Consider the following 26,065-nt stretch of genomic DNA (forward strand, 5'->3'; position numbering starts at 1 on the left):
AGTGTCCCCGCAAATTAAGGATTAGGGGATACTGTATGCCTTAAATTAATATTAATGCAAAAGAAAACAATTATGTATGCATATGAATATGGTATCAGGAATTTTGATAAAAAATACCAGCCATTTCCAAATATTACCGTTTTCAATGATAAAATTGAAATACTAGATGAAAATAATACTGCAACAACAGGATTCGGAATTTATCAAGAAATTACATTGCTAGAAGATACTAATAAAGCTGAACTGAAAGAGTCAGGAACTATATATCCTGCGATAGTAGTAGAAGATTATCTGATTCCTCAAGAGGTTTTTTTAAATACCGAAGAACAAAGAAGAGTGGATCAACTGAATAGAGAATTTGATGTTTTCTTATTTGAAACTAAATTCTTTATTCATATTCCAGAAAGTAATGTATTAGATGAGGTAGTAATAACGGCTCAAGGAATCGGAAGAAAAACTAAATTTCCTCCTAGGCTTACAGAGCTTAATGATGAATTGAATCAGAAAAAAACATCCATTGTTCTTTTTATCTCTAATGATGGTGTAAAACTAGAAAGAGCTTATCAGAAAACAACGGATATTTTACATAATGAACTAGTGTTATTCATTGAGAAAAATGATAAGTATAATCTTTTTGGATCTGTTATTAGAATACGTTCTGGAAATTCAATCTCGCAAAATGCTGATCTTCCGTTTAAGGATATTACAAAATTGGCAAGAGTATATGACTTAGATGTTAGCAGGGGAGCTGTGCTCGAAGTATTGCAAGATCACCTGCAAGATAAGAGTAGTAACTTTTATTTTATAAGAAAAGCACTGCTTTGGGGAAGTCGTGTTAGTAAGATTCCTGTGAATTTTGCTTTAGGGAAGATAGCGGATGCGATGGATGAAGTTTCCAAAGCGATCGAGAATAACCTAAAAATTGGAGATAATTATTACAAAGCGTATGATCAGGAAGGTAATATATCCAAAACCTATACACCTATATTACCTGGATTCAATTTGATTCAAACTGCGGATAAAGCAAACGAAAACGCAGATAATGAACAGGTATTCATTCAGTTTACTAAAATTCTGAATGTACTAGAAGCTCAGATTCAGCGCGGAGTGGATGCTTTACAGATAGATTCGCTTAAAAAGTATATCAAAAGGAGACTTCGGGTATTATTTGATGTAATCAAAGAAGCCAAAGGTTTTATCAAAGATATTATTGGGCAGGCGATTGAATTTATCAAAACCTCCTTTGTTTTTATCAATGCTTTTTTGGTAGGGATTATCAATAGTCTGGTAGATGTAGTAAAAGGGATTTTTGATATCATCAGCTTGATTTGCAAAGCCGTTGTCGGGTTAAATAATGTACAGCAGAATACCCTGGAAAATCCGAGTTCTCAATTTAGTCTATTTATGGAGATGTTTGAGAATGCTTTGGAAACTACTGTAAAGTTGTTTACGCTCAAAAATATTAAGGCAACTTTTGTATTTATGGGAAAATTATTCGTGCGTTTTATTACATCGCCACCAAGTATCAATATTACCGGAGATTCTCTGGGATATGGTATTGGATATCTGATTGGTTTTATAGTAGAAGAAGTAGTGTTTGGGATTCTTACGGGAGGTGCAAAAACCGTGGGAACGGCTTTGCAGTTGGCTGTTAAGTCCTACGCATCTTTAGCTAAAGGAGCTTATAAAGCAGTAAGAAAAACAGTAACTATGAGTGTAGATACCTTTTTGTCACTCATAGCTGTTATACGTAAAAAACTCGAAGATTTTCCTAAGATATTAAAGGATCTGGAGAAATGGTTGAATGATGTTTTGGCATTTGTAAAGGCGGAGGCTGCCGTAGGAGCTAAGTTTCAAGGATTATTTTCTTTAGACCCTTTATCGGCGGTTGCTATTAGAAAGCTTGGTAAGAAAACTATTGAAGAGTTAGGGAAAGTTGGAGTTAAGTTTGGAAAGAATCCGGAAACACTTAAATACGAAATCCAATACAAAGGCCTCATCATTCAAAGTTTTGAAAAAGAAAAGGATTTGGTTAAAGAATTGTCTGAGATCATTAAGAAGAAAGAAGATGATTTGTTGAAGTATTTGGATGAACAAATAAGTTTTAGAAAATCTCAAATTGACTTATTAGAAGATTGGGATAAAATACAAATAAGTGGAAGGGGAAGAAGAAGAGGTCAGAGGTTGAAAAAGGCTGATATTAGATTGATCAGCAAAAAACTTGATGAATTAGGAGTAGAATTGGAGTTACATTCCGTGAATAGTTCTGAAGTCATTAAGGGTTTTTTCTTAAGTAAAGGAAGGAGTGTTAAAATGCCTAAATCTGCCGCGGCTATTTTTATAACTGATGGTGTGAAAATGAAAATTGTTTTAAGAAAAGGTGCTACAATCTATGAGTTTTTCCATGAATTTATGCATTTTAGACATGCTAAAGAATTAGGTTTAAAAAGGTATCTAAAATTAGGCGGTAAAGGTACTTCTGGAGAATTGATTAAAGAAACATTTGTTTTCAACAAATTAATCAATAATAGAAATTATCTCACCAAAGAAGAAATTGAACATGCATTATGGTATATTAATGAGCGAATTAGGAGTGTGTTTGGAAAGGATCCTGTCATCCCTAGTTTTAGTTTAGATGATATACCAACTGTCAGAAAACAAATAGATATAAATAAAATTATTAATAAAAAATAACTTCAATATGATTAGTAAAAAGGAAGCTTTGGATATAGCTCTTAAGATTTTAGAGGAAAAAAGTGTTGAATATTCTAGTATTGATAAAGAAGACGATGTTAGATTCAAATCTAAGGCGGATTTGTCATCTCCAATTCCTTTTGGAAAATATAAGGGCCAAAAAATTAATATTTATATGGTCACATATGGAGAGATTTGGGGTTTAGAAGAGCGAACTATGGGGATAGATATAAATGCTGAAACTGGTGAACCTCTTTATATTATTACTCCTCACGGTTTTGAAGAGTTGGAATAAAAATTATGGTAACATTTTCATTTGGTATCATGATATGGATGAAGGTGAGGATATTGAGTTCTTAGCAAGTTCATTTAAAGAATTTCTGAATGGCTTAAGTGATGAGCAAGAGCTTTAAAAATATTTCTAGTTATTTTAGATAACAGAACTTTAAAACCGCTCAATTCGAGCGGTTTTTTTTATTCTTTTTTCTCGTAATAGTAGCTTTTTACAGTACTGGTGATAGGGTGGTTTAACTAGTTAATCTATTGAAATACTGGAGTGTATGTTAGTTAAAAGATCTGTTGTTCTGCGGGGTTTTTATTCTTTTTTAACTTATCTTTAGGATTAATAAACCAATTTAACTGTATTGACCGCTACTTAACCAAAGTATGTCTCACACAAACACTCTTAAAAACCATGAAGAAAAAATTAACGCTTGCCTTATGGGTCTGTATGATCCTAGGCACTTCACTATTTGCACAGCAAACCCAAAAACAACGAGCTATTGAATACCTAAACCTAAAAGGAGAGGTGATATTCGATATCGTTATAAGCAATCCTTCTCAACTACAATCTATCACTCAGGAGTTATCCATTGTTCATTATGATGAAGCTACAGGAATCGTAAAACTAATGGCGAATCAAATGCAGTTTGATCAGTTTCTGCAAAAAAATATACCTTTTACAACAACACAGGAAGATAATATCATAGGGTATAGAACGATGACATCAGACTTATCTGTAAAAGCAGCTACATTTCCACTAACTGCATATCCTACATATGCCGATTATGTAAGTATGATGAATGATTTTGCAACTAATAATCCTACCATATGCCAAGTAGAAAATATAGGCGCTACTACAGAAGGAGATAAATCCTTGCTTTTTGTGAAGCTGTCCGATAATGTGGGGTCAAACGAACAAGAACCACGAGTAATGTATACTTCTTCAATGCACGGAGATGAGATTGCAGGATATCCTATGATGCTCAATCTGATTGATTTTTTACTAACTACATATAATGATACATCGCATCCAAGACATGCAGAGATTAAACAACTATTGGATAATAATGAGGTGTGGATTAACCCATTAGCAAATCCAGATGGAACGTATAGGAATAGTGCAAATAATACATCCGTAGCAAATGCAACTAGAGGTAATGCCAATAACGTAGATCTTAATCGAAACTATCCTGATCCGGATGATGGAACAAATCCTGATGGGAATAGTCATCAGATAGAAACGCAACGATTTATGGATTTTGCAGCCTCTAAACATTTTGTACTATCGGCTAATTTTCATGGAGGAATTGAACTTATTAATTATCCTTGGGATACGTATGCTGGAGCACATCCTGATGAGGACTATTTTGTACACGTATCAGAAGAATACAGAGATTTTTGTCAGCAGAATAGCCCTAATGGATATTTTGATGCACTGAATAATGGAATTACCAATGGTTATGCTTGGTACGAAGTGCAAGGAGGACGACAAGATTATCAGATATATTATCATAAAGGAAGAGAAGTAACAGTAGAACTTTCTAATGCCAAAACACCGCCAGCGAATCAGTTAGTGAATTTTTGGAACTATAATCAAGAAGCTTTGATTGGTTTTCTGAAACAAGTAAACTATGGGATACGCGGTGTTGTTACAGATGCTGTGACTAATCAAGCGATTGATGCTAAAGTAACTGTCGTAGGAAAAGAGACCTACGAAACCTGGACACCAACAGAATTACCAGAAGGAGATTATTATCGGCCTATCAAATCTGGAACTTACACTTTAGTTTATGAAGCAGAATGCTACGAATCAAAAACAATCACCGGAGTCACGATTGCAGATGGTCAAGCAGTAATCCAAGATGTACAGTTAACTCCTATTGGAGCGGTTGCACCAACAGGATTGGTTGCATCTTCGGTACAATCAACTAGTGCTAGCCTAAGTTGGTCTGGTAGTGCTGGAGCTACCTTTGATGTTCGATATAGGGAAACCGGAACTACGAATTGGACTGTGGTTTCTGCTAATACGAACACTACGAATCTTACGAATCTTACGACAGAAACGGCTTATGAAGTCCAAGTACGTAGTATATGTGCAGGTGCAACTACATCTCCATATAGTAGTTCAATAACTTTTACTACAACAGGAGTACCTGCTTGTTCAGGAATTTCTACATTTCCATATACAGAAGGTTTTGAATCCAGTGTAGGTGTATGGGTAAATGCTACAGGCGATGATATTAATTGGACTCGTGATAGTAATGGAACACCGTCTAACGGAACAGGACCATCCTCAGCTCAGGAAGGTTCATTTTATATGTTTACCGAAGCTTCTGGTAATGGAAATGGATATCCTGGGAAAATAGCTTTGCTGGATAGTCCTTGTGTTGATCTCGAAGCGTTAACTGGCGCAACATTAGAATTTGGATATCATATGAATGGAACTAACATGGGGTCATTAGAGGTGTTGGTAAGTACTGATAATGGAGTTAATTACACTTCGCTTTGGGGTAGAAACGGAAGTCAAGGAGATCAATGGAACCAGGCTTCTATAGAACTTTCTGCATATGCCGGATCTGTAATCAAGCTTCAGTTTAAAGGTACTACAGGAAATGGATTCCGAAGTGATATGGCTATTGATGATCTTAAGATCATTTCTACAACTCCTGATACGCAAGCTCCATCTACACCAACCAATGTAACAGCATCAAATATTACTGGAACTACCGTTGATTTATCTTGGAATGCATCTACGGATAATATTGGGGTTTCTGAATATGAAATTTATGAAGGAACTACTTTAATAGCTACATCTACCACTGCTAATACTACGGTTAGTGGATTGAATCCTAATTCAGAATACACATTGGTTATAGTGGCTAAAGATGCCGCAGGAAATAGTTCCTTAGCAAGTGATTCTGTAACTTTTACCACTTCAGGAGTTGTAATAACGTATTGCAGCAGTCAAGGTAATAATGTAAATGATGAATATATCGATTATGTAAGTATTGGAGGAATCGATAATACTTCTGCAGCTACTAGCGGGTATACAGATTATACAAACTTAACAGGTGCTGTGTCTTATGGACAAAATACGATTGTATTAAGCCTTAATTATACTGGAACGGTTTATACAGAATATTGGAATGTGTGGATTGATTATAACCAAGATGGAACTTTTGATACTTCAGAGTTAATAGTTTCAGAATCTACACGTAGTGATGCAAATCAATCCTATGATTTTACGGTGCCATCTAGTGCATCAACAGGAGCCACAAGAATGCGTGTAAGTTTAAAGTACAATGCTACTGCTACTCCTTGTGAAACATTTACATATGGAGAAGTAGAAGATTATACCGTAAATATCGGAGGGGCGACTGCTTCAAGAGCGAATGTTACAAGTAGCTTGAAAACTAGAGGAACGCTTCAATTGTATCCTAACCCTGTGACAGAAGGAGTCTTGTTTATTAGTGGTCTTCCACGTCAAGATGCTAGTATTACGATCTATAATTACGCCGGTCAAAAGGTAATAAGTAAAGAAATGACAGATGGGAATATTGATGTAAGTAGTTTGTCTAATGGCTTGTATCTTTTGCAGGTAGGAAATGATGCTGACAAAAAAATCAAGAGATTTATAATACAATAAAAATTCCCTTCTTTTAGAAGAGAGATTATGTATTTTTTTAGAAAGCTGGATTCTATGGTTCTTACCTAGGATTCAGCTTTTTTCTTCTTCGAGAACAGTTAATAATCCGAAATAGTAAATAGCCGGTTTTGCTCCCGTAGTTGCAGTAAGTAAAGGGAGATAATCTTTATAAACCCTTGTTGTATTCGTATATTTGTATACGCTTTTCAACGTACTGGTAATCATTAGTTTTAATGACAAATTGATGATAAAAGTGTACTAACAGTTTACTGTAATTATGTGCAAAAAAGAAAGAGATTTTTTAGGTTCCTGCAGGTTTATAATTAAGCTCTAAAATCATAACTTTTTTTGTGCAATTAATCTATTTCTAAGTAATGAGTACAATTCAAAAAGAATCCTCAAAAAAGAAGTTACGAAGTTTCGTGACGAATATGATAGATTTTTTTTGAATAGGAATAATTTACAAGGAAGTAATCAAAACATTTTTAACGTATGAATATTTTAGAAATGGCGCTATCTCAGTATGGCGTTACGGAGATTAATGGCTCCAAAGATCATCCACAGATCGTTTCCTACTTTAGTGAATTAGGCTTTGATGGTGTGAAATTGAAAGATGAAACTGCCTGGTGTAGTGCATTTGCAAATTGGGTAGCTAAAAAAACTGGTTATTCTTATTCTGGTAAACTTAATGCTCGTAGTTGGCTCAATGTTGGGAAATCTACCAATACACCTAGTGTAGGAGATGTAGTGGTGCTGTGGCGTGAAAGCCCCAATAGCTGGAAAGGCCATGTTGGTTTTTTTATCAAAGAAACCAGAGGGTTTGTTTATGTTCTGGGAGGTAATCAGAACAATAAGGTGTGTATAAGTGCATATCCTAAGAATCGAGTTTTAGAGTATAAAAAATTAACAAGACATGGATAAAATTATAAGTATGGTATTTTGGTTGCTTACGATCCTCTCACCAGTGAACGGTGTTATGATGACAATGGTTTTCCTAATTTTGGTGGATTTTATTACAGGTTCGTATGCGTCCTATAAAAATAAAATTCCAATAAGTAGTCAAGGTATTGGTAATACGATCTCTAAGTTTTTTATCTATAACTTGGTAATTCTAGCATCCTTTTTATTAGAAACCTTCATCGTAGATGAGGTTCCTTTTCTTAAGATTATTGCAGGATTTGTGGCCATTACGGAGATAAAATCTATTTTAGAAAACTTCAATAAAATTTATGGTATAGATTTATTTAAAGCATTGATGACTTTAATGAAATCCGGAGGTATTTCGGAAACCATAAATAGTATCTCGAAAGAAGGAAAAAAATAAAGAGATATAGATAAACTGCTACTTTTCTGGTTATTTCTTCACTGAAATTACAACATATACCATTTCGATAAACTTTTTACACGTTACACCTTACAGGTAGTGATATGTACAATTATGTTGTAAATCAAAGTGCCGAAATAATCAGGATGTGGCAATTTTCAAAAGGAAAATAATTTAATAATGTGCTTAAAAAAATAAAAATGTCAATAAAAACAAAAGAAGAACTTAAGTCATATTTTGAAACAGGAGATATTCCGACGGAGCAGCAATACGAGCAGTTAATAGATGGTTTTTATCACAAAAGTGAAGGGGAAATTGTAAAAAAAGTGTTGGATAATGCTGATGATCCAGTAATAATTGAATTTACTGATGGAACTAGTGTTGATATTCCGAAATTTTGGGATATTGATCAAGTAAATGGGTTATTAGAAGCTTTGGCTGAGAAAGTTACTGTCGAAACAAATAAAGGGCTGTCTAGTAATGATTTTACAAATGCTGAAAAAGAGAAACTAGCATCCTTATCTTTATCAGGAGGCGGTAGTGTTACCGTTGATAATGTGTTATCTGCTACTTCAGTCAACCCGGTTCGAAATAATGCGATTACGGCTGCATTAAATAACAAAGTGTCTAATTCTGAAGGGGATTATAAAGCATTAAAAAACTCTGTTTTGAAACATGACGTTAGAACATATGCTAATGTGAAAATAGATGAAATTACTTTTGATAAAGATTTTATTGAAGTAGATAAGCTTCAGGATCCTGATGGCACGGTTATCGGAAGCTTTTTCTTTGTGAAAAATATTTACTCATCCTCTACTGGTGCATTCGCATATTTTAAAAACAAAGGAAAAATAAAAGTTAGAGCAAATAAATATCCGCTCTCTTTTATTGTTGATACTACTAAAGAGACGTTCGTCCATAGTAATTATATAGGATATAGAATGATATCGTTTAGTGGTCCAGTAACTAATAAACTGTTAGAAGATGTTTCTTTGAAATTTGAACTTATTCAGGTTGATACAATGAATGATGAAGTAGAATCTATTAAGAATCGTGTAATTGAGAATATTGATGTTGTAAATGGATATTTACAATTATCTACAGATGCTAACTCAAGAAAAATAGTAGCTCAGGTTTCTTTAAAAACTTTAAAGGCTGCTTTGGATAAAGTAATATAGTTACTGTGATTGGTGATGTTAAATAATAAAACCAGGTTGCATTTAGTTGTAACCTGGTAAACTTTCCGAAATTTAAAATTCTAAATTAAATGTTGTATAAAATGTCAAGCAATAAGTCTTTGTTGTTTATTATAATGGTACTGTTTATTTATATTTTAATCCAAAGGCAATGTGTTAGAGAACTGGATCTAGATCCGAAACCAAAAATAACGATCGTAACCGATACGATTTGGCAAACTAAAATAGATACTTTTCATCTTCAAACAGAAAAATATAGAACAGTATATGTCCCAAAGATCGTTACCGAGAATAATTCTGAGATATCTATCAGAGAAAAACAAGGAGTTCCAGAACAAAAAGCACATCTTTTTGAAGAAGCTAGAGAGTATAGGGATACATTGCAGAATGAAGATATAGAAATATATAGTTATGGTTTGTTGAAAGGAGAATTGTTAAAAAGCAATCTTTCTTATAAATTGAAAGTCCCTAAGGAAATTAACACAACTACCGTTATCGAACATCCATCTGTGTATAGAAGTGGTTTATATGGTTTTGGAGAAGTAGGAGGCAATCAAGAAAAGTATAGCAATATAAGCCTTGGTCTGCAATACAACAGAAAAGGGAAATGGTTTGTAAACTACAGATTGAATTTTAGTGAGTTATCTAGCGTAACCCATAATGTGGGTATAGGAATCAGAATCAGATAGATTCCAAATAATAATATGTTTAAAAGTATTAATATTTATTGTTGGTCTGCCGAAATCAACTATACCAGAGCTTACCGAAGGGCTCAGGTTGATAAAAAACATTTCGTCAGATAGCTTTAACTCATCTTTAGCTTATCAAAGTTTTCTGTGCAATAATTTCAATGCCACTATCAATTAGATGTTTTATCTCAGGTTTTTTAGTTTTAACATTTTCTAGATGTTTAAGAATATGATCAGCAAAATTAGGATCTCTATCACAAACCAATTCATAAATCTCAATCGATAATAACCAGTCCGAGGGATGATCTTTTTTTATGATAGCAAAAACAGCCTCCAGAGAAAATTTAGTGTTTTCACCATTTCTTACATTTTTAACCGCTTGGTATAGAGTGTGTAATTCTTCTTCTTGTGCGGTGTAAGTTCTCTTTATAGTGTTCATGTCTGGGTTATGTGTAACCATATCGAAGGAGTAGTCATCTGCTGGTCCTGAAAAAGCTGATATAATTTCTTTTCCTACGGCAAAATCGAAGGTTCCCCATTCCGGTTTAAATAAGTATTCATCTTTATATTTAATAGTACATTCTTTAAACTGGATGAGAATAAGCTCTCCCTTAATGTTTCGCATTCCAGTGATATTTATTCCCGCAACTGTAATTCCACTTTCAAACTCAAATTCGATGTATTCACCATCATAAAAATTATATGCTTTCAGATCTCTTGGTGACATATTTTCTATGGCTAGATTTATGCCTTTTAATTTTCCAAGAGGAGATCTGAATCCGTTAGGATGTGTATCGGTTCCCTGACCAATCAATTCTTTTTCTCTATGAGAAAGTGCAGTAGGTCCTTCTGTCTCAAAATAGATAACCTCATTATCCTCATTCTTGATCATTCTGGTGAAAATCCCAGAGATTTGTAAACCAGTACTTAGTTCTATGGTTCCCAAATTTTGAGACTCAATAAGTTTAGCAAGTCCACGATGTCCTCCTTTTCGTAAAGCCATAGTATCGGCAAATTCTTCCAGAACCTGACACAAATATGCAAAATCAGGAGTTACAAATAATTGCGGTTGAGGTTTTGTAATATCAAAATCCTGAAATGCAGCATCTGGAGTATAGGGAAGTTTCTTTACATTATCGGTCATGCACCATTCACTTTCTCCGATAGAAGAAAGTAATCCTGCGCCATAAATTTTAGGATCATTTATAGTGCCAATAAGCCCATATTCTACTGTCCACCAGTGTAGATTACGAATCAAAGCCATTTCCGAAGGCTCTGACTTTTGATTTTGTAAATCGGTGACTCGATTTTCTGCATTCTGAATCGCTACAGGATCGGCATTTGGTGATTCTTTTAATATAGAAAGCGTGCGGACGGCGTCATATATATCATAATCTCTCTTAGATGAAATAGCTTTGCATCCTATTTTCCCGAAACGACGTAAATATTCCGCATAATCTGGATTGGCAATGATCGGAGCGTGCCCCGCAGCTTCATGAATAATATCAGGAGCCGGCGTGTATTCTATGTTTTCTAATTGTCTAATATCGGATGCAATTACTAGAATGTTATAGGCTTGAAACTCCATGAAAGCATTTGGGGGAATAAATCCGTCTACAGCAACTGCCGCCCAGCCAATTTCTTTCAGAATTCGATTCATTCCATACATACTAGGGATTTCATCTATAGAAATACCCGTTTTTTCCAATCCTTTTAAATAAGAATTGTGCGCAACTTTGCTTAATGTAGCAATATTTTTACGCATCACATATCTCCATACGGCTTGATCAATAGGAGTGTACTCATCATAGTTTTGAGGTTTGATAAATTGTTTTAGATGAGGAGGTAATCTATCAAGTAAAGGGTTTGATTCTATTTGTGATGACATTTATAAAACAGATTTTAAGCAGGGTTTTTGTTGCGGAAAAGTACTGGTTTTACAGCTAATATTAGAATTAATTAACTAATTTTGTTTATTCAGTGTAGGGTTTTAACAATGTATGCTGTTATTATTATAAGAGGGCTAAGCAATTTTTATCGTCCTAAATACATAATGAATAAAAAATTAGACTAACTTAATACATCACACAAATATTATGAAAAAAATTATTTTATGTACCGCAGCATTGCTTTTTTGTATAATTGCTAGTGGTCAAGTTACAAACGAAGGAAAGCCAGCTAGTTTTAATGAAAATTTTGGTGGCATTATGAAAAAAAGTCTTTCTGAAATCCGTATGCCTGCATTGGATTTGGAGAAAATTAAGGCTGAAGATGTAGTAAATGACTTAGATAAATCTAAACCTTATAGATTTGGGCATGAGTTTAAAGTAGATATTGATATCAAAAAAGAAGGGACACTGGATGTGCTACCAAATGGAGATCACGTATATAGAGTTGCAATTTATTCAGAAGGAGCAAAGACATTGAATTTTATTTTTAATAAATATCAAGTGCCAACTGGTGCTACTATTTATTTTTATAATGATGATAAAACTGATTTGTTGGGAGCATACACTAACGTTTTTAATCGTCCTGATGAAATGCTGGGAACTTGGATGGTAGCAGGAGATAAAATATGGATGGAATATAGAGAACCGGAAAATGTTATAGGACAAGGTAAATTAAATTTAGGGCGAGTAGTACATGGATATAGATCTATTACAGATGCGGAGGTTCAGGAAAAGGCATTAAACGATTCAGGTGATTGTAATCAGGATGTAGACTGTGCTATTGGAAATGATTTTGACGCTATAAAAGATAGATTAAAGCATTCTGTAGCGTTCATAATTATGAATGGATTTGTTTGCTCGGGTAACTTGATTAATAATGTAAATAACGATGGTGCTCCTTTCTTTTTAACAGCGAATCACTGTGATGATGATGGAACAGAAGCAACTTGGGCGTTTCGATTTAATTGGATAAGTCCAAATCCTTCTTGTGCTACAACTGCTAATAGTACCGATGCTGCTGTAAATCAGACAACAAGTGGTGCAACAAGATTAGCTGCAAATTCTGAAACGGATTTTAAGTTATTGAGGTTAGATGGGGGTTTGAACAATTCCTGGGATTTAGAATTTGCTGGTTGGGATAGAACTGGAGACATTCCTTCTTATACTGTAGGTATTCACCATCCTGCCGGAGATATCATGAAAGTGTGTAGAGATAATGATGCTCCAGAATATTTTATTCGTAATTTTAACGGTAATGCAACTACAGAATTATGGAGAATAATTGGTGGAGGTTCGAATCAAGGATGGGAGCTAGGAGTTACAGAAGGTGGTTCGTCGGGTTCTGCTCTATTTGATCCGAATGGTAGAATCATAGGTCAGTTAGCTGGCGGATTCGCGGCGTGTTCATTTACTAATGATAATGATACAGAAGATTGGTATGGTAGATTTGATCTCTCGTGGAATTTTGGTACTACTAATAATACTAGGCTTTCTAATTGGTTAGATCCAGATAATACAGGAGTTACTACACTTAATTCTATTTCTTTTGGCGCTGTTTTAAGTGTTGAAGAAAATAAATTAAATAGTAATATTGCGCTCTACCCAAATCCGTCTAATGGAGTATTTAACGTTTCTAATGACTCAGAAAGTAGATTGACCTATAATTTATTCAGTCTATCCGGTCAGTTAGTAGGGACAGGCGAGATGATAAATAAAAATGCAATAGTAGATATGTCTGCCAATGTTAGTGGGGTGTATTTTATTTCTATTACGGATGCAGCTACTAATGTAAATGTTACGAAGAAGATAGTAATTAACAAATAGAAATTACCTTATAGTATAAATAAAAAGGTTTTGCGAATCCTATTCGCAAAACCTTTTTTATTACTTGTTTTTTTACTCTGATTTTTTTGCTACAAGGATTTCATTTTGATTTTCATTTTTGAAAGTCAAAGTAGGTTCTTTTAAATTTTTAGTTTTTAATTCAGATAGTGCCTTAAAAAATTCTTTTTCTAATTTCATGGTTTGTTCGCAATATCTTTTAGAAGCTCCTGGAGCTCCTATAGAAAGAGATGAATCTGTTACTGTGTAGTCGCAGTAATAAATGTTGCATCCAGAAAAACCTGAAAGTTTTTTATTTGCTTTGTCAAACTCTAAAGTAAGCTTATGTTCAGAAACATCTTTCCCATAGAGTGAAGTAACTAAATATTTGCCTTCTGGTTCAGATTGATTTTTAGTTTCAGTGTTTTTAGAAGTAGCTGTATTTGTGCTATTGCAATTACAGAATAAAGTGAGAGAAATTAAAAGTAAACCTAAGTATTTCATAATGATTTGGATTTTGTGTAAAACATCAAAGCGATGTATATTATTTCTAATATAACAAATTTATTATATTTTAGTCTTTAATCTCGGTTGCGATAGATTAATTAGAAATTATTTTTTTTATCAAAACTCAAGCCCATTTGCCTATGAAACAAGAAAGTAGAAAGCAAGAAATAGTAAATGCTGCGGCGATTCTTTTCAAGGAAAAAGGATATAGTGCGGTTACGATGAGGGATTTGGCCACAGCTATGGGGATAAAAGCAGCAAGTTTGTATAATCATATCCAATCCAAACAAGAGATTTTATCCACGATTATTATTGAGCTTGCAGAAGAGTTTACTAATGGAATGAATCAAATAGTAAATTCTGATAGAAGTTCAATTGAAAAATTAGAGAATATTATAAGCCTACATATTGATGTGACCTTACGAAATGCAGATGGTTTGGCTTCGCTTAATAACGATTGGATGCATCTGGAAGAGGATAACCTGTTGTATTTTGAGAAAATGCGTCAAGATTATGAGGATAATTTCAGGCAAATTGTTAAAAAGGGAGTAGATATGAATGAGATTAAACCCAATAATATAGAAATTATAGTATTTTCTACATTATCTACACTCAGAACGCTCTATTTATGGTATCCAAAACAAAAAAATATTGATGCCAGCATTCTTAAAAAAGATATGATATCCGTACTACTACAAGGAGTGGTTTAAAATTAACAATTAATTAATTGTGTATGAAACTAACAATCGTTAGTTTTGTTAAACTATAACGATATAGTTTAACATTGCATGAGTGATTTCCATACCATAAAAGTAGCCGAAATTCTTAAGGAAACTAAGGATTGTACTTCAATAACCTTTGATATACCTCAAAGTTTAAAAGAGAAATTTGAATATAAGCAAGGTCAATATTTAACATTAAAAACAATATTGCAGGGAGAAGAAGTAAGACGTAACTATTCTTTATGCTCTAGTCCGATCGATAATCAATGGAAAGTGGCTGTAAAAAGAATAGATGGAGGATTGTTTTCTAACTATGCTTGTAATGTATTAAAAGCTGGAGATGAATTAGAAGTTTTACCACCTAACGGAAGTTTTTTTACTGAAGTAGATGTAATTAAAGCTAAGAATTATATTGTCTTTGCTGCAGGAAGTGGGATTACACCAATTCTTTCAATAATAAAAACACATCTTGCATTAGAGCCTAATAGTACTTTCAAGCTGTTTTACTTGAATCGCACCGTTAAATCTATTATCTTTAAAGAAGAGATTGAGGCCCTGAGAAATACATATTTTGGAAGATTCGAAATATTTTATTTTTTAACTAAGGAGCATCGTGATATTCCGTTACTTAATGGAAGATTTACTTCGGAAAAGTTAAAAGAGCTTACCGATAAAATTATTGATGCTTCTGATATTGACGAATGTTTTATCTGTGGCCCAGAAGAAATGATATTTTTAATAAGGGATGAGCTAGTGGAAGCTGGATTGTCAAAGGATAAAATTCATTATGAACTGTTCTTCTCTGGAGCTACTGAAGAAGATAAGAAAAGAGCCACCACAGCTGTAGAGCATAAGTTTGATGGAACAGAAGTTACTATCATTGATGGTGGTAAAGAATTTCATTTCGGGATGGATGATGAATACGACAATATCTTAGATGGCGCATTGGCAGCAGGAGCTGATCTTCCTTTTGCGTGTAAAGGAGGCGTTTGTAGTACTTGTAAGTGTAAATTGATAGAAGGAGAAGTAGAGATGAAAATAAATTATGCGCTGGAAGAAGATGAAGTGGCAAAGGGCTTAATATTATCTTGTCAAGCAGTGCCGACTACAGAAAAAGTAGTAGTAGATTTTGATGTTTAAATTTTATTTATTATTCCAGCATGTGATACTAAGTCTGTAGAAGTGTAGGCTGGATCTAAATCATAATAAAAATTGTTGTTATGAGTGAAAAAGAAGTCAAGAATTTAGAGGAAATCTTTGAGCAAAGAATTGCCAGAGACGAAAAAATTGAACCAAAAGATTGGATGCCTGAGAAGTATCGAAAGACGCATATCAGGCAGATATCACAGCATGCGCATTCTGAAATTGTCGGTATGTTACCAGAAGGTAACTGGATATCCAGAGCACCATCTTTAAGGCGTAAGGTAGCTTTGTTAGCTAAGGTTCAAGATGAGGCCGGACATGGATTATATCTATATAGTGCTTGCGAGACTTTGGGTATTTCCAGAGAAGAATTATACGAACAATTACATACCGGAAAAGCAAAATACTCCAGTATTTTTAATTATCCTACGTTAACCTGGGCAGATATCGGTGCTATTGGTTGGCTGGTTGATGGAGCAGCGATTATTAATCAAGTACCTCTGTGCAGTACTTCCTATGGTCCATACGCAAGAGCTATGATTCGTGTTTGTAAAGAAGAGAGTTTCCATCAACGTCAGGGATATGAAATTATGATGACATTGGCCAAAGGAACTCCTGAACAAAAAGAAATGGCACAAGATGCGTTAAATCGCTGGTGGTGGCCATCTTTAATGATGTTAGGGCCTACAGATGCAGAATCCGTGCATACAGAACAATCAATGAAATGGAAACTGAAACGTAAGACTAATGATGAACTTCGTCAACAATTTATAGACCAAACAGTTCCACAAGCTGATCTTATTGGGTTAACCGTTCCAGATGCTGATTTAAAATGGAATGAAGAAACAAAGCATTATGATTTTGGTGAAATTGACTGGGATGAATTCTGGCAGGTTGTAAAAGGTCACGGGCCTTGTAATAAAGAAAGATTATCTGCAAGAGTAAATGCTTGGAACGAAGGTGAATGGGTGCGTGATGCGGCAATGGCATATGCGGATAAACAACAGGATAATAAAATAAAGAAAGCAATTTAAAAAAGTTCCTCAGTTTCTCTTTCTGAAAAAAGTCAATTATGAGGATATATTAAGATATGAAAAAAAACTGGCCACTTTGGGAAGTCTTCGTTAGAAGTAAAAATGGACTAGAACATCGCCACTTCGGAAGTATACGTGCTGCCGATGCAGAAATGGCTTTGGAGAATGCAAGAGATGTATATACTCGCAGAAGCGAGGGGGTTAGTATTTGGGTTGTAGAATCTAAGAATGTCACCGCTTCCAATCCGGAAAATAATGGAGAGTTATTTGAACCTGCTCAAGATAAAGTGTACAGGCATCCTACTTTTTATACCTTACCAGATGAGGTAAAACATATGTGATTTTAAAAATTAAAAATTGAAGTTGAAAGTGAAATTGAATATGAAGTATGAATCACAGTAAGTTTGACTTAAGTGAAAGATTAGAAGATTTTGCCGCTAGAATTATCTTATTATTTGATAAAAAGTCACTTTCGTTTGCAGGAGAATACTTAGCAAAGCAATTGATAAGATCTTCTTGTTCTTCAGCATTAAATTATGGCGAAGCTTTAGGGGCAGGAACAGACAAAGATAAAATTAATAAGTTAAGAATTTGTTTGAAGGAATTACGGGAGTCATTGCGAAACCTTAATATTCAAACAAAAGCAAAGTTGATAACTGAAAATGATCTCGGGTCATTAAAAGATGAAAATGATCAATTGATCAGGATAATAGTTACAAGGATTAAAAATATTAATTGAAAGTTTTCGATTTCGATTTTACTTTCGTTTTCAAGTTCATTATATGAAAAAAGAAAATCTAATACAATATATCTACGGGATTGCTGACAATGCTTTAATATTAGGACAGCGTCTTTCTGAGTTATGTGGTCATGGGCCAAATTTAGAAACTGATATTGCTTGTACTAATATGGCGTTAGATCTATTAGGGCAAACACGCAGTTACTATCAATATGCAGCTCAATTAACCGGAGAAAATGTTACGGAAGATGATATTGCATTTCTACGAACTGAAAGACAATATAAAAATGTATTGCTTGTAGAACAACCAAATAATCATTTTGGATATGTGATTACGCGTCAGTTTTTTTATGATGTATTCCACTTACTATTATTGCAGGAGTTACAAAACAGTAAAGATATAACGCTTTCGGCGATAGCAAAAAAAGCAATTAAAGAAGTAAGTTATCATCAGCGTTTTTCTTCTGATTGGATTAAAAGATTGGGTGATGGCACAGAAGTAAGTCGTCAAAAAGTTCAGGAAGCAGTAAATGATCTTTGGAAATTTACAGATGAGTTATTCCAACTAACAGAGGACGATAAAACTGTTGTTGAGTTAGGATCTGGAGTGGATGTTAGTCTCTTGAAAGAAAAGTATTACCAAATTGTTACAGAAGTTTTGGAAGAAGCTACTTTGATAGCTCCTGAACTTAAGTGGTTTAGAAAAGGAGGAAAAGAAGGAGTACATAGTGAACATATGGGATACCTGCTTTCAGATTTACAATATATGCAAAGAACTTATCCAAATATGAAGTGGTAACAAATACTATATAATCACCTTCAGTCGGTAGAAAGATTATTTCAGAAGAACTTTTTAAAAATATGACAATTGAGTTAGAGCAACATATAGATCCTAAATTATTCGCGATTCTCGAGAAGGTTAGTGATCCGGAAATTCCGGTATTGTCTATTATGGATATGGGAGTCGTACGATCTGCTCAAATGGTTAATGATGTTGTCAAGATTACAATAACACCAACATATAGCGGATGTCCTGCTATGGATGTCATTGGAGATGATATTGTAAAAGCTTTTCGAGAAGAAAATATGCAAGCCGTAGTCACGTTAGTTTTATCTCCTGCCTGGACTACTGATTGGATTACGCCTAGAGGCAGAAAAGCATTAGAAGAATATGGTATTGCTGCTCCTCTAGAAGAGATAGCTGATAAAGAAGCTTTGCTTGGAAATAAGAAAGTTGTAAAATGTCCTCAATGTGGATCTAGGAACACAAAGATGATAAGCCAGTTTGGTTCTACAGCTTGCAAAGCTTTATTTCAATGTGAAGATTGTCTAGAACCTTTTGATTATTTCAAATGCCTTAAATGATATGTTAGGATTAAGGACAACCATATATAAAGTCGGTGATATAGAAAAAGCCAAAGAATGGTATACAAAGGCTTTTGATACAAAACAATATTTTGATGAACCATTTTATGTCGGTTTCAATATTGGCGGATATGAACTTGGACTTTTACCTGAAGAGAATGTTGCAAAGGAAAAAACGGATAGCGTCTTATCCTATTGGGGGGTAGAGGATATTAATGAAACCTATGAAAAACTGATCAAATTAGGAGCTGTGGAGCACGAGAAACCTACCAATGTTGGAGGTGAATTAATGGTAACTTCTGTAAAAGATCCATGGAATAATATTATTGGGATAATTTATAATCCACATTTTAAAATAGAAAGTTTAACAGATTTAAAAAAATAACCTAAGACTCCTTCTCCTAGCTTGTGCTGAGCGCAGTCGAAGTAGGAGAGGGTTGGGGTGAGGACCTATGAACTCAATAGAATTAGAAATACAAAACGGAATTGCCAAAGTAACCTTAAACCGTCCTGAAACTTTTAATAGTTTTAACAGAGAAATGGCATTAAGATTACAGGATACTTTAGACACTTGCGAAACCAACGACGAGGTTAGGGCGATAATTCTCACAGGTACTGGCAAAGCTTTTTGTGCTGGACAAGACCTTAAGGAAGTTACTTCTCCTGAATTAAACCCTGGTTTTAGAAAAATACTAGAGGAACATTATAATCCTATAGTAAAAAGAATACGGAATATAGAGAAGCCAATAATTGCTGCGATAAACGGAGTGGCCGCTGGTGCTGGAGCAAATATTGCATTAGCTTGCGATATAGTGGTAGCTACAGAAGCAGCTAGCTTCATACAAGCATTTAGTAAAATCGGATTGATTCCTGATAGTGCAGGGACTTTTTTTCTGCCAAGATTGATTGGTTTTCAAAAAGCATCTGCCTTAATGATGTTAGGAGATAAGATAAATGCAAAAGAAGCAGAAGAATTAGGAATGCTATACAAAGTATTTCCTGTCGAAACATTTGAAGAGGAAGTAATGAAGTTAGCATTCAAGGTTGCTCAAATGCCAACAAAAGCTTTAGGGTTGACTAAGAGATTACTAAACCAATCGGTGGTCAATACTCTTGATCAACAGTTGGTAATGGAATCCAATTTGCAGATAGAAGCAGCAGAGAGTAATGATTATGCAGAAGGTGTAAATGCTTTTATAGAAAAAAGAAAACCTGTTTTTAAAGGAAATTAAGTTATGATTGTAGGCGTAATAGGATCAGGGACAATGGGCAGCGGTATTGCACAGGTAGCGGCTACTGCTGGTTGTAAGGTAAAAGTTTTTGACACAAAACAAGAAGCCCTCGATAGAAGTAAAAAATCTCTGGAAAAAATTCTTTCTCGTTTAATAGAAAAAGAAAGAATAGATGAGGTAGAAAAGAATCGAATTCAAACCAATATCTCTTATGTAAATACGCTAGAAGATCTAAAAGATACCAACCTTACTATTGAGGCGATTATTGAAAATTTAGAAATTAAAAAGAAAGTATTTTCAGAATTAGAAACGTATGTTTCTGAAGATACTATTATAGCATCTAATACATCTTCACTGTCTATTGCTTCAATCGCATCTTCTTTAAAAAAACCAGAACGTTGCATAGGAATTCATTTTTTTAATCCAGCTCCATTAATGAAGTTAGTAGAGGTTATACCAGCTGTACAAACATCTAATGCTATTATAAATAAGGTGACTGATATCATTCAGGACTGGAAAAAAGTGGTGGCTATTGCAAAAGATACTCCTGGTTTTATAGTTAATCGAGTTGCAAGACCGTTTTATGGAGAATCACTACGTATATACGAAGAAGGATTAGCTGACTTAACTACAATTGATTCTAGTCTGAAGGAATTAGGAGGGTTTAGGATGGGACCTTTTGAACTGATGGACTTCATAGGGAATGATGTGAATTATACGGTAACTGAAACAGTTTTTGAAGCCTTTTATTACGATCCTAGATACAAACCATCATTTACACAAAAAAGGTTGTCGGAAGCAGGATACCTAGGAAGAAAATCAGGGAAAGGATATTATAAGTATGATGAACAAGGTAAAATAATATCTCAGAATATAGAAACGAATCCTGAGCGCAGTCGAAGAATGAGTGGATCCGAGAAGTTATCTAAAGAAGAGCTTTCTCAATATATTTTTAATCGTGTGTTAGTGATGTTAATTAACGAAGCAGCAGATGCTTTATTTTGGAATGTTGCTTCGGCAGAAGATGTTGATAATGCGATGACTAAAGGAGTTAATTACCCCAAAGGTTTGCTGTCTTGGGCAGACAAAAAAGGAATCGATTGGTGTGTTAATAAATTAGATAAACTATACAATGAATATCGAGAGGATAGATATCGCTGTAGTCCATTATTAAGAAGAATGGAGCAGGAAAACAAAAAGTTTTTCTTGTAGGGGTAAGGTGTGAGGAATGAGAAACAATAGTTAAATATGGATTCTAAATATAATTTTAAATTCGAGAATTTAACAGTTTATGACAAGGCAATGGAGTTTGGAGAAATTGTGAATACATTAACGAAAAAGTTTCCAAAAGAGGAACGATTTGAGTTAAGTTCTTAGTTTAGGAGAGCCGCAGATTCTATAGCTCTCAATATAGCTGAAGGATCTGGAGGAACTGATCCTCAGTTTTATAATTATTTGGGAAATGCTTGGCATAGCGCTCATGAATGTGTTTCCTGCAGTTCTAAAGCTAAAATGAGAAGATACATAACTTTAGAAGAAGATGAAGAAAACTTACAGAGCTTTCAAAAATGATAACAACATTACGAAATAGAATTTCAGACAGAATAAAAAGTAAGAAATAGTAAAACATGAAAAACCTCACACCTACTCCCTCACACTTCATACCCGTCAAGATGCTAAACCAAGACGCTTTTAGTCAATGGTTAGGGATAAAGGTTTTACATGTCGAAAAAGGAAGGTGCAAGGTAGGAATGACAGTTAGAAAAGAGATGTTGAATAGCATGGGTAAAGCTCATGGAGGAATTTCTTACAGTTTGGCAGATACGGCTTTTGGTTTTTCCGCAAATACTCACGGTAAATATGCAGTTTCCATAGAAACTTCTATCAATCACATCGAAGCATTAGAAGAAGGAGATTATCTGACCGCAGAAGCGGTGACCGATATAGCAAAAACCAAGATTGGTTTTAATATCGTTGAGGTTAAAAGAGGAGAACAGATTGTAGCACTTTTTAAAGGAGTAGTATACAGAACCAATAAAGATTGGTAATAATATTTTTAATATAACTAACTAACACAAACCAATGAAAGCCTTTTTAGTAACAATATTGTTTTTATCAATTATTTCCTGTAGAAAAGAACCAAGGTCAAAAACAGAAACCCTTTCAGGTACTGAATCGATAAAACTGGAGACCGTCAAAGAGGAAATTGACTTTACTCTAGAAGAATTGGAAACAGGACTTAATGAAGTGTTTAATGATAATATTAAGATGGAGGTTGACGAAACTGTTTTTACAGTGGATAATGCTATTAATAAAGAAAATGAAGAAAGAACGGCTGGAATTATGAAAATGTTAGCCTCTGATTCGTATGAATCATTTAAAAAACAAGCTCAAGAAAAACCAAAAAATCAAGACGGAAGAACAACTTTAAAATTGGAAGAAATAGAACTTAAAGGGAAAAAAGTTTTGGTAGAAAAATTAGCTACTGTGAATGAAGCTGGAAATAAAACAATATTGATGATGCATGCCTTCCCTACAGGAGAAAAAACAATCGTAATATCATCTTATTTTTTGGAAAAAGAAGAATCTAAATACTTGCCGCTTATAGAACAATCTGTTGTGACGGCAAAACTGAAAAACTAATATTACATGAAAGAAGCATATATAATAGATGGAGTTCGAACTCCTATAGGAAGTTATAAGGGAACATTATCTGCTGTTAGAACAGATGATTTGGGAGCTTTGGTAATTAAAGAATTGATAGAAAAAAACGTTAATATTCCAAAAGAAGCCTATGATGATGTGATTATGGGATGTGCAAATCAAGCAGGAGAAGACAATCGTAATGTAGCTAGAATGTGCTCTTTATTAGCAGGACTTCCATTTACAGTACCAGGAGAGACCGTAAATCGTTTATGCAGTTCTGGACTCTCAGCGATCATACACGCAAATAGAGCAATAAAAGCAGGCGATGGTGATCTTTTTATTTCTGGAGGAGTTGAAAACATGACACGTGGACCATACGTTATAGCAAAACCATCTTCAGCATTCGGAAATGATGCTAAAATGTATGATTCAAGTTTTGGATGGAGATTTGTAAACAATAAGATGCACGAGTTGTATGGTACAGATGGGATGGGAAATACCGCAGAGAATTTGGTAGAGAAATATAATATTTCTCGAGAAGATCAAGATGCTTTTGCATACAGGAGTCAGATGAAAGCTACCGAAGCGCAAGAATCCGGAAGATTAGCAAAAGAAATTACCACGGTCGAAATTCCACAAAGAAAGAAAGATCCAATTAAATTCTCGCAGGATGAATTTATAAAACCAACTACTAGTAAAGAAGTACTGGCAAAGCTGCGTCCAGCATTTAAAAAAGATGGCAGTGTTACCGCTGGGAATTCATCAGGTTTAAATGACGGAGCGGCAGCTACCATAATAGCTTCAGAGGATGCGGTGAAAAAATATAATCTAAAACCAATTGCAAGAATTGTAAGTTCGGCAGTAGTTGGAGTAGAGCCCAGGATTATGGGTATTGGTCCTGTTCAGGCATCTAATAAAGCATTAGAAAAGGCAGGAATCACTATGGACGATATTGATGTGATTGAATTGAATGAAGCCTTTGCTTCACAAGCACTAGCATGCATAAGAGAATGGGGATTAAAAGATGATGATCCTAGAATTAATCCTAATGGCGGATCTATCGCAATTGGACATCCGTTAGGTGTAACAGGAACAAGAATTGCGTACTCGGCAGCTCTGGAATTACAAGAACAAAACAAAAGATATGCGTTAATTACCATGTGCGTTGGTGTTGGACAGGGATATGCTGCTGTTATAGAGAATACAAATCTAAAATAATAATGAGTATACCTTTTTTAGTTTTTGTCTTTACATTAATTATTGCTGTGGTTATTTTTAACCATAGCAAAAATCCCAATGCTAAATCCATACGTAATGTATTATTAGTTATTTTAATGGTACTAGGCACGTACGTAGTATCTGCGATTACTTGGAAGCTATATGAAGACTACTCAGAAGAAGAGGTTTTGAGTGAGGAAGATGCTAAAAAACAAATATTAGTTGCAAAACAAAAATTGGAAGATTTCCAAAAAGGAAGTGCAGAAAAAGAGCTGATAGTAGATATCAAAAACCATTATAAATATCTGGAAAACACAAGCAGTTATACATTAAATCAATATAGAACCAGATCAGAATTGTTCGAAGATTATACGTTTAAAGATGAAATTGAAGAAGAATTGTATAATTATGATATGGATTATAATTCAGAGTATTTTTTTAATATTTCCAAAGAAAAATTATCAGATGGTCTTCCTCCACCAATTCCGTTTTGGGTGATTCTTTATAATATTTACGGTTACTCAGTCTATGAAGGAGAGGACTCAGGTGAAGATTATGATTTAATGGAATTCAAAAACAATTTTTTTAAACCAGAGGGTATTTCTACAGAAGCCTATATACAAGAAGAAGTGATTACAAAAAGCTTAGTTAATTACTTATCTCAAGAAATTCGTTCAACTGGTTTTATTGAGAATTTTTGGGAAGCTCATAAAGATAGGGTAATAGAGTTTATGCCATCTGTACATATGAAATATGATGAAACAATTAAACAAAGAATAGAAGATTTATTAGTGATTTATAATCAAGGTGTTCTTAAAACACCATATAAATCTCTATTTAAAGAATATAACTATGATGATCAGGAGTTTGTCGATGAAGTAAATTTAATTTTGGAAGATATTAATTTAAGCAAAATAGATACAGTTAAACATTATTATGTAGAAGATGTAGATCGTAAAATGGAATTATTTGGATTTTGGGATCGAAGATATACAGAAGGAAATTTAGAAGTTGTATTAAAAATTTTGAAAGAGATTCAATAAAAGGAAAAAACCATGAAAAAACTATATTGGATTTTCGGAATAATTAATACAATTCTTATCGCGTTAGGAGCCTATTTTTATTATAATGTTCATATGGTGGAGAAAGGTGCTTCAAAAGAATCAATGGATGAGTTGTACGACTATAGTGCAGCATTACAGGAAGCAAAAGATAACGAGAAGAATTACTCCGAAACTATTGCTCATTACTTTACCGATATCGAAGATTGGGATTTATATAGAGCATTAGAAATCGAAAAAAGAAATGGACCCAGATTTCAGGAAACAGGTGCTCCTCAAAGCCTGGTGGAGTTATACAAATCACGTGGAGAAATGACTTTTTACAAGAGCATTTTAGGGTATGAATTGTTCCACGATAGAACTAAAATTGATACAAGTGATTTTTCATTACATAATTTTGTAAATATTCTTATCGTATATCAGAACTTAGATACTCCAGAAGGAATTATGAGAACTGTTATCAAAAAGCAGATGGATACCCTTAGAAACCCTATCCATCTTAGAAATGCTTTTGAAAAACACAAAACAGAGTTTCTCGATTATATTCCTAAAAGTTTCTATCAAAAAGTTTTTAAAAAACAAGTAACAGAATTATTGGAGTCTTATGATTTCATTAATGGTATAGAAGATCAAGAATCTTATTTTGATGAGTTGTTGTCGAAGGCAGATGAAACACATACCCATTATGAGATATGGGACAAAACATTTTGGTATCGAAGAGAATTAGAAAACAATAAAGAAGAAGTCTATAATATATTATTAGAGATAGAGCAGTACTATAAAGAAGATCAATAACT

27 protein-coding genes and 1 pseudogene are annotated in these 26,065 nt (G+C 34.0%); 25 read left to right on the forward strand and 3 right to left on the reverse strand.

The genetic code is table 11. The features are described 5' to 3' along the window. Positions 1 to 54: 54 nt before the first annotated feature. From D1818_RS18085 to D1818_RS18095, 4 genes are all read left to right on the forward strand, one after another. The gene (locus D1818_RS18085) at positions 55 to 2,694 is read left to right on the forward strand and encodes a zincin-like metallopeptidase toxin domain-containing protein (protein ID WP_118460425.1); all 2,640 of its coding nucleotides are present in this window, start codon (positions 55 to 57) and stop codon (positions 2,692 to 2,694) included. Between the two features lie 7 nt (positions 2,695 to 2,701). Further along, positions 2,702 to 2,989 (forward strand): hypothetical protein, encoded by a 288-nt coding sequence (locus D1818_RS18090; protein ID WP_118460427.1) that lies wholly within the window; start codon positions 2,702 to 2,704, stop codon positions 2,987 to 2,989. After that, positions 2,973 to 3,107, forward strand: coding sequence for a hypothetical protein (locus D1818_RS25810; protein ID WP_256371965.1), 135 nt, complete (start codon positions 2,973 to 2,975; stop codon positions 3,105 to 3,107). Before D1818_RS18090 ends, D1818_RS25810 begins: the two co-directional genes overlap by 17 nt. 281 nt (positions 3,108 to 3,388) lie before the next feature. Further along, positions 3,389 to 6,622, forward strand: coding sequence for a M14 family zinc carboxypeptidase (locus tag D1818_RS18095; protein WP_118460429.1), 3,234 nt, complete (start codon positions 3,389 to 3,391; stop codon positions 6,620 to 6,622). Between the two features lie 72 nt (positions 6,623 to 6,694). On the opposite strand, the gene D1818_RS25430 is transcribed toward D1818_RS18095, so the two are convergent. Continuing rightward, a complete protein-coding gene (locus tag D1818_RS25430) occupies positions 6,695 to 6,847 on the reverse strand; it encodes a hypothetical protein (protein ID WP_158596861.1) in 153 nt (50 codons plus the stop codon). A gap of 267 nt (positions 6,848 to 7,114) precedes the next feature. Here D1818_RS25430 and D1818_RS18100 point away from each other — a divergent pair, with 267 nt between their 5' ends. The 4 genes from D1818_RS18100 (at position 7,115) to D1818_RS18115 (ending at position 9,831) form a co-directional block, all read left to right on the forward strand. Further along, entirely contained in the window at positions 7,115 to 7,543 is a 429-nt protein-coding gene (locus D1818_RS18100; protein ID WP_118460431.1) for a TIGR02594 family protein, read from the forward strand. Next, on the forward strand, positions 7,536 to 7,946 hold the full coding sequence (locus D1818_RS18105; protein WP_118460433.1) for a phage holin family protein: 411 nt from the start codon (positions 7,536 to 7,538) through the stop codon (positions 7,944 to 7,946). Before D1818_RS18100 ends, D1818_RS18105 begins: the two co-directional genes overlap by 8 nt. A gap of 200 nt (positions 7,947 to 8,146) precedes the next feature. Further along, positions 8,147 to 9,124: a hypothetical protein gene (locus D1818_RS18110; RefSeq protein ID WP_118460435.1), complete on the forward strand. Its 978-nt coding sequence runs from the start codon at positions 8,147 to 8,149 to the stop codon at positions 9,122 to 9,124. A gap of 101 nt (positions 9,125 to 9,225) precedes the next feature. Further along, positions 9,226 to 9,831: a hypothetical protein gene (locus D1818_RS18115; RefSeq protein ID WP_118463907.1), complete on the forward strand. Its 606-nt coding sequence runs from the start codon at positions 9,226 to 9,228 to the stop codon at positions 9,829 to 9,831. 127 nt (positions 9,832 to 9,958) lie between these two features. Here the strand turns inward: D1818_RS18115 and D1818_RS18120 are convergent, their stop codons facing one another. Continuing rightward, positions 9,959 to 11,719 carry an aromatic amino acid hydroxylase gene (locus D1818_RS18120; protein WP_118460437.1) on the reverse strand — a complete coding sequence of 587 codons (1,761 nt, stop codon included), beginning with the start codon at positions 11,717 to 11,719 and terminating at the stop codon, positions 9,959 to 9,961. 208 nt (positions 11,720 to 11,927) lie between these two features. On the opposite strand from D1818_RS18120, the gene D1818_RS18125 reads away from it, so the two are divergent. Further along, on the forward strand, positions 11,928 to 13,604 hold the full coding sequence (locus tag D1818_RS18125) for a T9SS type A sorting domain-containing protein (RefSeq protein ID WP_118460439.1): 1,677 nt from the start codon (positions 11,928 to 11,930) through the stop codon (positions 13,602 to 13,604). Between the two features lie 72 nt (positions 13,605 to 13,676). Here D1818_RS18125 and D1818_RS18130 read toward each other — a convergent pair whose 3' ends face one another. Further along, positions 13,677 to 14,105 carry an META domain-containing protein gene (locus D1818_RS18130; protein WP_118460442.1) on the reverse strand — a complete coding sequence of 143 codons (429 nt, stop codon included), beginning with the start codon at positions 14,103 to 14,105 and terminating at the stop codon, positions 13,677 to 13,679. Positions 14,106 to 14,248: 143 nt separating this feature from the next. Here D1818_RS18130 and D1818_RS18135 point away from each other — a divergent pair, with 143 nt between their 5' ends. From D1818_RS18135 to D1818_RS18210, 16 genes and pseudogenes are all read left to right on the forward strand, one after another. Then, complete coding sequence (locus tag D1818_RS18135; RefSeq protein WP_118460444.1) at positions 14,249 to 14,818, forward strand: TetR/AcrR family transcriptional regulator; 570 nt, start codon at positions 14,249 to 14,251, stop codon at positions 14,816 to 14,818. Between the two features lie 78 nt (positions 14,819 to 14,896). Beyond that, positions 14,897 to 15,970 carry a 1,2-phenylacetyl-CoA epoxidase subunit PaaE gene (paaE, locus tag D1818_RS18140; RefSeq protein ID WP_118460446.1) on the forward strand — a complete coding sequence of 358 codons (1,074 nt, stop codon included), beginning with the start codon at positions 14,897 to 14,899 and terminating at the stop codon, positions 15,968 to 15,970. Positions 15,971 to 16,050: 80 nt separating this feature from the next. Then, positions 16,051 to 17,007: a 1,2-phenylacetyl-CoA epoxidase subunit PaaA gene (paaA, locus tag D1818_RS18145; protein WP_118460448.1), complete on the forward strand. Its 957-nt coding sequence runs from the start codon at positions 16,051 to 16,053 to the stop codon at positions 17,005 to 17,007. Positions 17,008 to 17,063: 56 nt separating this feature from the next. Next, the gene (paaB, locus tag D1818_RS18150) at positions 17,064 to 17,348 is read left to right on the forward strand and encodes a 1,2-phenylacetyl-CoA epoxidase subunit PaaB (protein WP_118460450.1); all 285 of its coding nucleotides are present in this window, start codon (positions 17,064 to 17,066) and stop codon (positions 17,346 to 17,348) included. A 47-nt stretch (positions 17,349 to 17,395) separates the two neighbouring features. Further along, a complete protein-coding gene (locus D1818_RS18155; protein ID WP_118460452.1) occupies positions 17,396 to 17,746 on the forward strand; it encodes a four helix bundle protein in 351 nt (116 codons plus the stop codon). 43 nt (positions 17,747 to 17,789) lie between these two features. Beyond that, entirely contained in the window at positions 17,790 to 18,545 is a 756-nt protein-coding gene (paaC, locus tag D1818_RS18160; protein WP_118460455.1) for a 1,2-phenylacetyl-CoA epoxidase subunit PaaC, read from the forward strand. Positions 18,546 to 18,607: 62 nt separating this feature from the next. After that, a complete protein-coding gene (gene paaD / locus D1818_RS18165) occupies positions 18,608 to 19,111 on the forward strand; it encodes a 1,2-phenylacetyl-CoA epoxidase subunit PaaD (protein WP_118460457.1) in 504 nt (167 codons plus the stop codon). Between the two features lies 1 nt (position 19,112). After that, positions 19,113 to 19,496 (forward strand): VOC family protein, encoded by a 384-nt coding sequence (locus tag D1818_RS18170; protein ID WP_118463912.1) that lies wholly within the window; start codon positions 19,113 to 19,115, stop codon positions 19,494 to 19,496. A gap of 67 nt (positions 19,497 to 19,563) precedes the next feature. After that, positions 19,564 to 20,343, forward strand: a complete 780-nt coding sequence (locus D1818_RS18175) for an enoyl-CoA hydratase-related protein (protein ID WP_118460459.1) — start codon at positions 19,564 to 19,566, stop codon at positions 20,341 to 20,343. A gap of 3 nt (positions 20,344 to 20,346) precedes the next feature. Beyond that, positions 20,347 to 21,555 (forward strand): 3-hydroxyacyl-CoA dehydrogenase NAD-binding domain-containing protein, encoded by a 1,209-nt coding sequence (locus tag D1818_RS18180; RefSeq protein ID WP_118460461.1) that lies wholly within the window; start codon positions 20,347 to 20,349, stop codon positions 21,553 to 21,555. A 90-nt stretch (positions 21,556 to 21,645) separates the two neighbouring features. Further along, a pseudogene (locus tag D1818_RS18185) lies at positions 21,646 to 21,915 on the forward strand (four helix bundle protein). A gap of 56 nt (positions 21,916 to 21,971) precedes the next feature. Continuing rightward, a complete protein-coding gene (locus D1818_RS18190; RefSeq protein WP_118460463.1) occupies positions 21,972 to 22,391 on the forward strand; it encodes a PaaI family thioesterase in 420 nt (139 codons plus the stop codon). A 34-nt stretch (positions 22,392 to 22,425) separates the two neighbouring features. Beyond that, positions 22,426 to 22,986: a hypothetical protein gene (locus D1818_RS18195; RefSeq protein WP_118460465.1), complete on the forward strand. Its 561-nt coding sequence runs from the start codon at positions 22,426 to 22,428 to the stop codon at positions 22,984 to 22,986. 6 nt (positions 22,987 to 22,992) lie between these two features. After that, positions 22,993 to 24,207, forward strand: coding sequence for a 3-oxoadipyl-CoA thiolase (pcaF, locus tag D1818_RS18200; RefSeq protein ID WP_118460467.1), 1,215 nt, complete (start codon positions 22,993 to 22,995; stop codon positions 24,205 to 24,207). Between the two features lie 2 nt (positions 24,208 to 24,209). Continuing rightward, positions 24,210 to 25,250: a hypothetical protein gene (locus D1818_RS18205; protein ID WP_118460469.1), complete on the forward strand. Its 1,041-nt coding sequence runs from the start codon at positions 24,210 to 24,212 to the stop codon at positions 25,248 to 25,250. 12 nt (positions 25,251 to 25,262) lie between these two features. Then, the gene (locus D1818_RS18210) at positions 25,263 to 26,063 is read left to right on the forward strand and encodes a hypothetical protein (protein WP_118460471.1); all 801 of its coding nucleotides are present in this window, start codon (positions 25,263 to 25,265) and stop codon (positions 26,061 to 26,063) included. Positions 26,064 to 26,065 lie beyond the last annotated feature (2 nt).

The organism is Aquimarina sp. BL5 (assembly GCF_003443675.1).
GTDB lineage: Bacteria > Bacteroidota > Bacteroidia > Flavobacteriales > Flavobacteriaceae > Aquimarina.

Excerpts from the sequence above, each read along its gene's own strand:
- D1818_RS18085 (WP_118460425.1), top strand. The coding sequence starts at position 55 with ATGCAAAAGAAAACAATTATGTATGCATATGAATATGGTATCAGGAAT.
- D1818_RS18090 (WP_118460427.1), top strand. The coding sequence starts at position 2,702 with ATGATTAGTAAAAAGGAAGCTTTGGATATAGCTCTTAAGATTTTAGAG.
- D1818_RS18095 (WP_118460429.1), top strand. The coding sequence starts at position 3,389 with ATGAAGAAAAAATTAACGCTTGCCTTATGGGTCTGTATGATCCTAGGC.
- D1818_RS25430 (WP_158596861.1), bottom strand. The coding sequence starts at position 6,847 with ATGATTACCAGTACGTTGAAAAGCGTATACAAATATACGAATACAACA.
- D1818_RS18100 (WP_118460431.1), top strand. The coding sequence starts at position 7,115 with ATGAATATTTTAGAAATGGCGCTATCTCAGTATGGCGTTACGGAGATT.
- D1818_RS18105 (WP_118460433.1), top strand. The coding sequence starts at position 7,536 with ATGGATAAAATTATAAGTATGGTATTTTGGTTGCTTACGATCCTCTCA.
- D1818_RS18110 (WP_118460435.1), top strand. The coding sequence starts at position 8,147 with ATGTCAATAAAAACAAAAGAAGAACTTAAGTCATATTTTGAAACAGGA.
- D1818_RS18115 (WP_118463907.1), top strand. The coding sequence starts at position 9,226 with ATGTCAAGCAATAAGTCTTTGTTGTTTATTATAATGGTACTGTTTATT.
- D1818_RS18120 (WP_118460437.1), bottom strand. The coding sequence starts at position 11,719 with ATGTCATCACAAATAGAATCAAACCCTTTACTTGATAGATTACCTCCT.
- D1818_RS18125 (WP_118460439.1), top strand. The coding sequence starts at position 11,928 with ATGAAAAAAATTATTTTATGTACCGCAGCATTGCTTTTTTGTATAATT.
- D1818_RS18130 (WP_118460442.1), bottom strand. The coding sequence starts at position 14,105 with ATGAAATACTTAGGTTTACTTTTAATTTCTCTCACTTTATTCTGTAAT.
- D1818_RS18135 (WP_118460444.1), top strand. The coding sequence starts at position 14,249 with ATGAAACAAGAAAGTAGAAAGCAAGAAATAGTAAATGCTGCGGCGATT.
- paaE (WP_118460446.1), top strand. The coding sequence starts at position 14,897 with ATGAGTGATTTCCATACCATAAAAGTAGCCGAAATTCTTAAGGAAACT.
- paaA (WP_118460448.1), top strand. The coding sequence starts at position 16,051 with ATGAGTGAAAAAGAAGTCAAGAATTTAGAGGAAATCTTTGAGCAAAGA.
- paaB (WP_118460450.1), top strand. The coding sequence starts at position 17,064 with ATGAAAAAAAACTGGCCACTTTGGGAAGTCTTCGTTAGAAGTAAAAAT.
- D1818_RS18155 (WP_118460452.1), top strand. The coding sequence starts at position 17,396 with ATGAATCACAGTAAGTTTGACTTAAGTGAAAGATTAGAAGATTTTGCC.
- paaC (WP_118460455.1), top strand. The coding sequence starts at position 17,790 with ATGAAAAAAGAAAATCTAATACAATATATCTACGGGATTGCTGACAAT.
- paaD (WP_118460457.1), top strand. The coding sequence starts at position 18,608 with ATGACAATTGAGTTAGAGCAACATATAGATCCTAAATTATTCGCGATT.
- D1818_RS18170 (WP_118463912.1), top strand. The coding sequence starts at position 19,113 with ATGTTAGGATTAAGGACAACCATATATAAAGTCGGTGATATAGAAAAA.
- D1818_RS18175 (WP_118460459.1), top strand. The coding sequence starts at position 19,564 with ATGAACTCAATAGAATTAGAAATACAAAACGGAATTGCCAAAGTAACC.
- D1818_RS18180 (WP_118460461.1), top strand. The coding sequence starts at position 20,347 with ATGATTGTAGGCGTAATAGGATCAGGGACAATGGGCAGCGGTATTGCA.
- D1818_RS18190 (WP_118460463.1), top strand. The coding sequence starts at position 21,972 with ATGAAAAACCTCACACCTACTCCCTCACACTTCATACCCGTCAAGATG.
- D1818_RS18195 (WP_118460465.1), top strand. The coding sequence starts at position 22,426 with ATGAAAGCCTTTTTAGTAACAATATTGTTTTTATCAATTATTTCCTGT.
- pcaF (WP_118460467.1), top strand. The coding sequence starts at position 22,993 with ATGAAAGAAGCATATATAATAGATGGAGTTCGAACTCCTATAGGAAGT.
- D1818_RS18205 (WP_118460469.1), top strand. The coding sequence starts at position 24,210 with ATGAGTATACCTTTTTTAGTTTTTGTCTTTACATTAATTATTGCTGTG.
- D1818_RS18210 (WP_118460471.1), top strand. The coding sequence starts at position 25,263 with ATGAAAAAACTATATTGGATTTTCGGAATAATTAATACAATTCTTATC.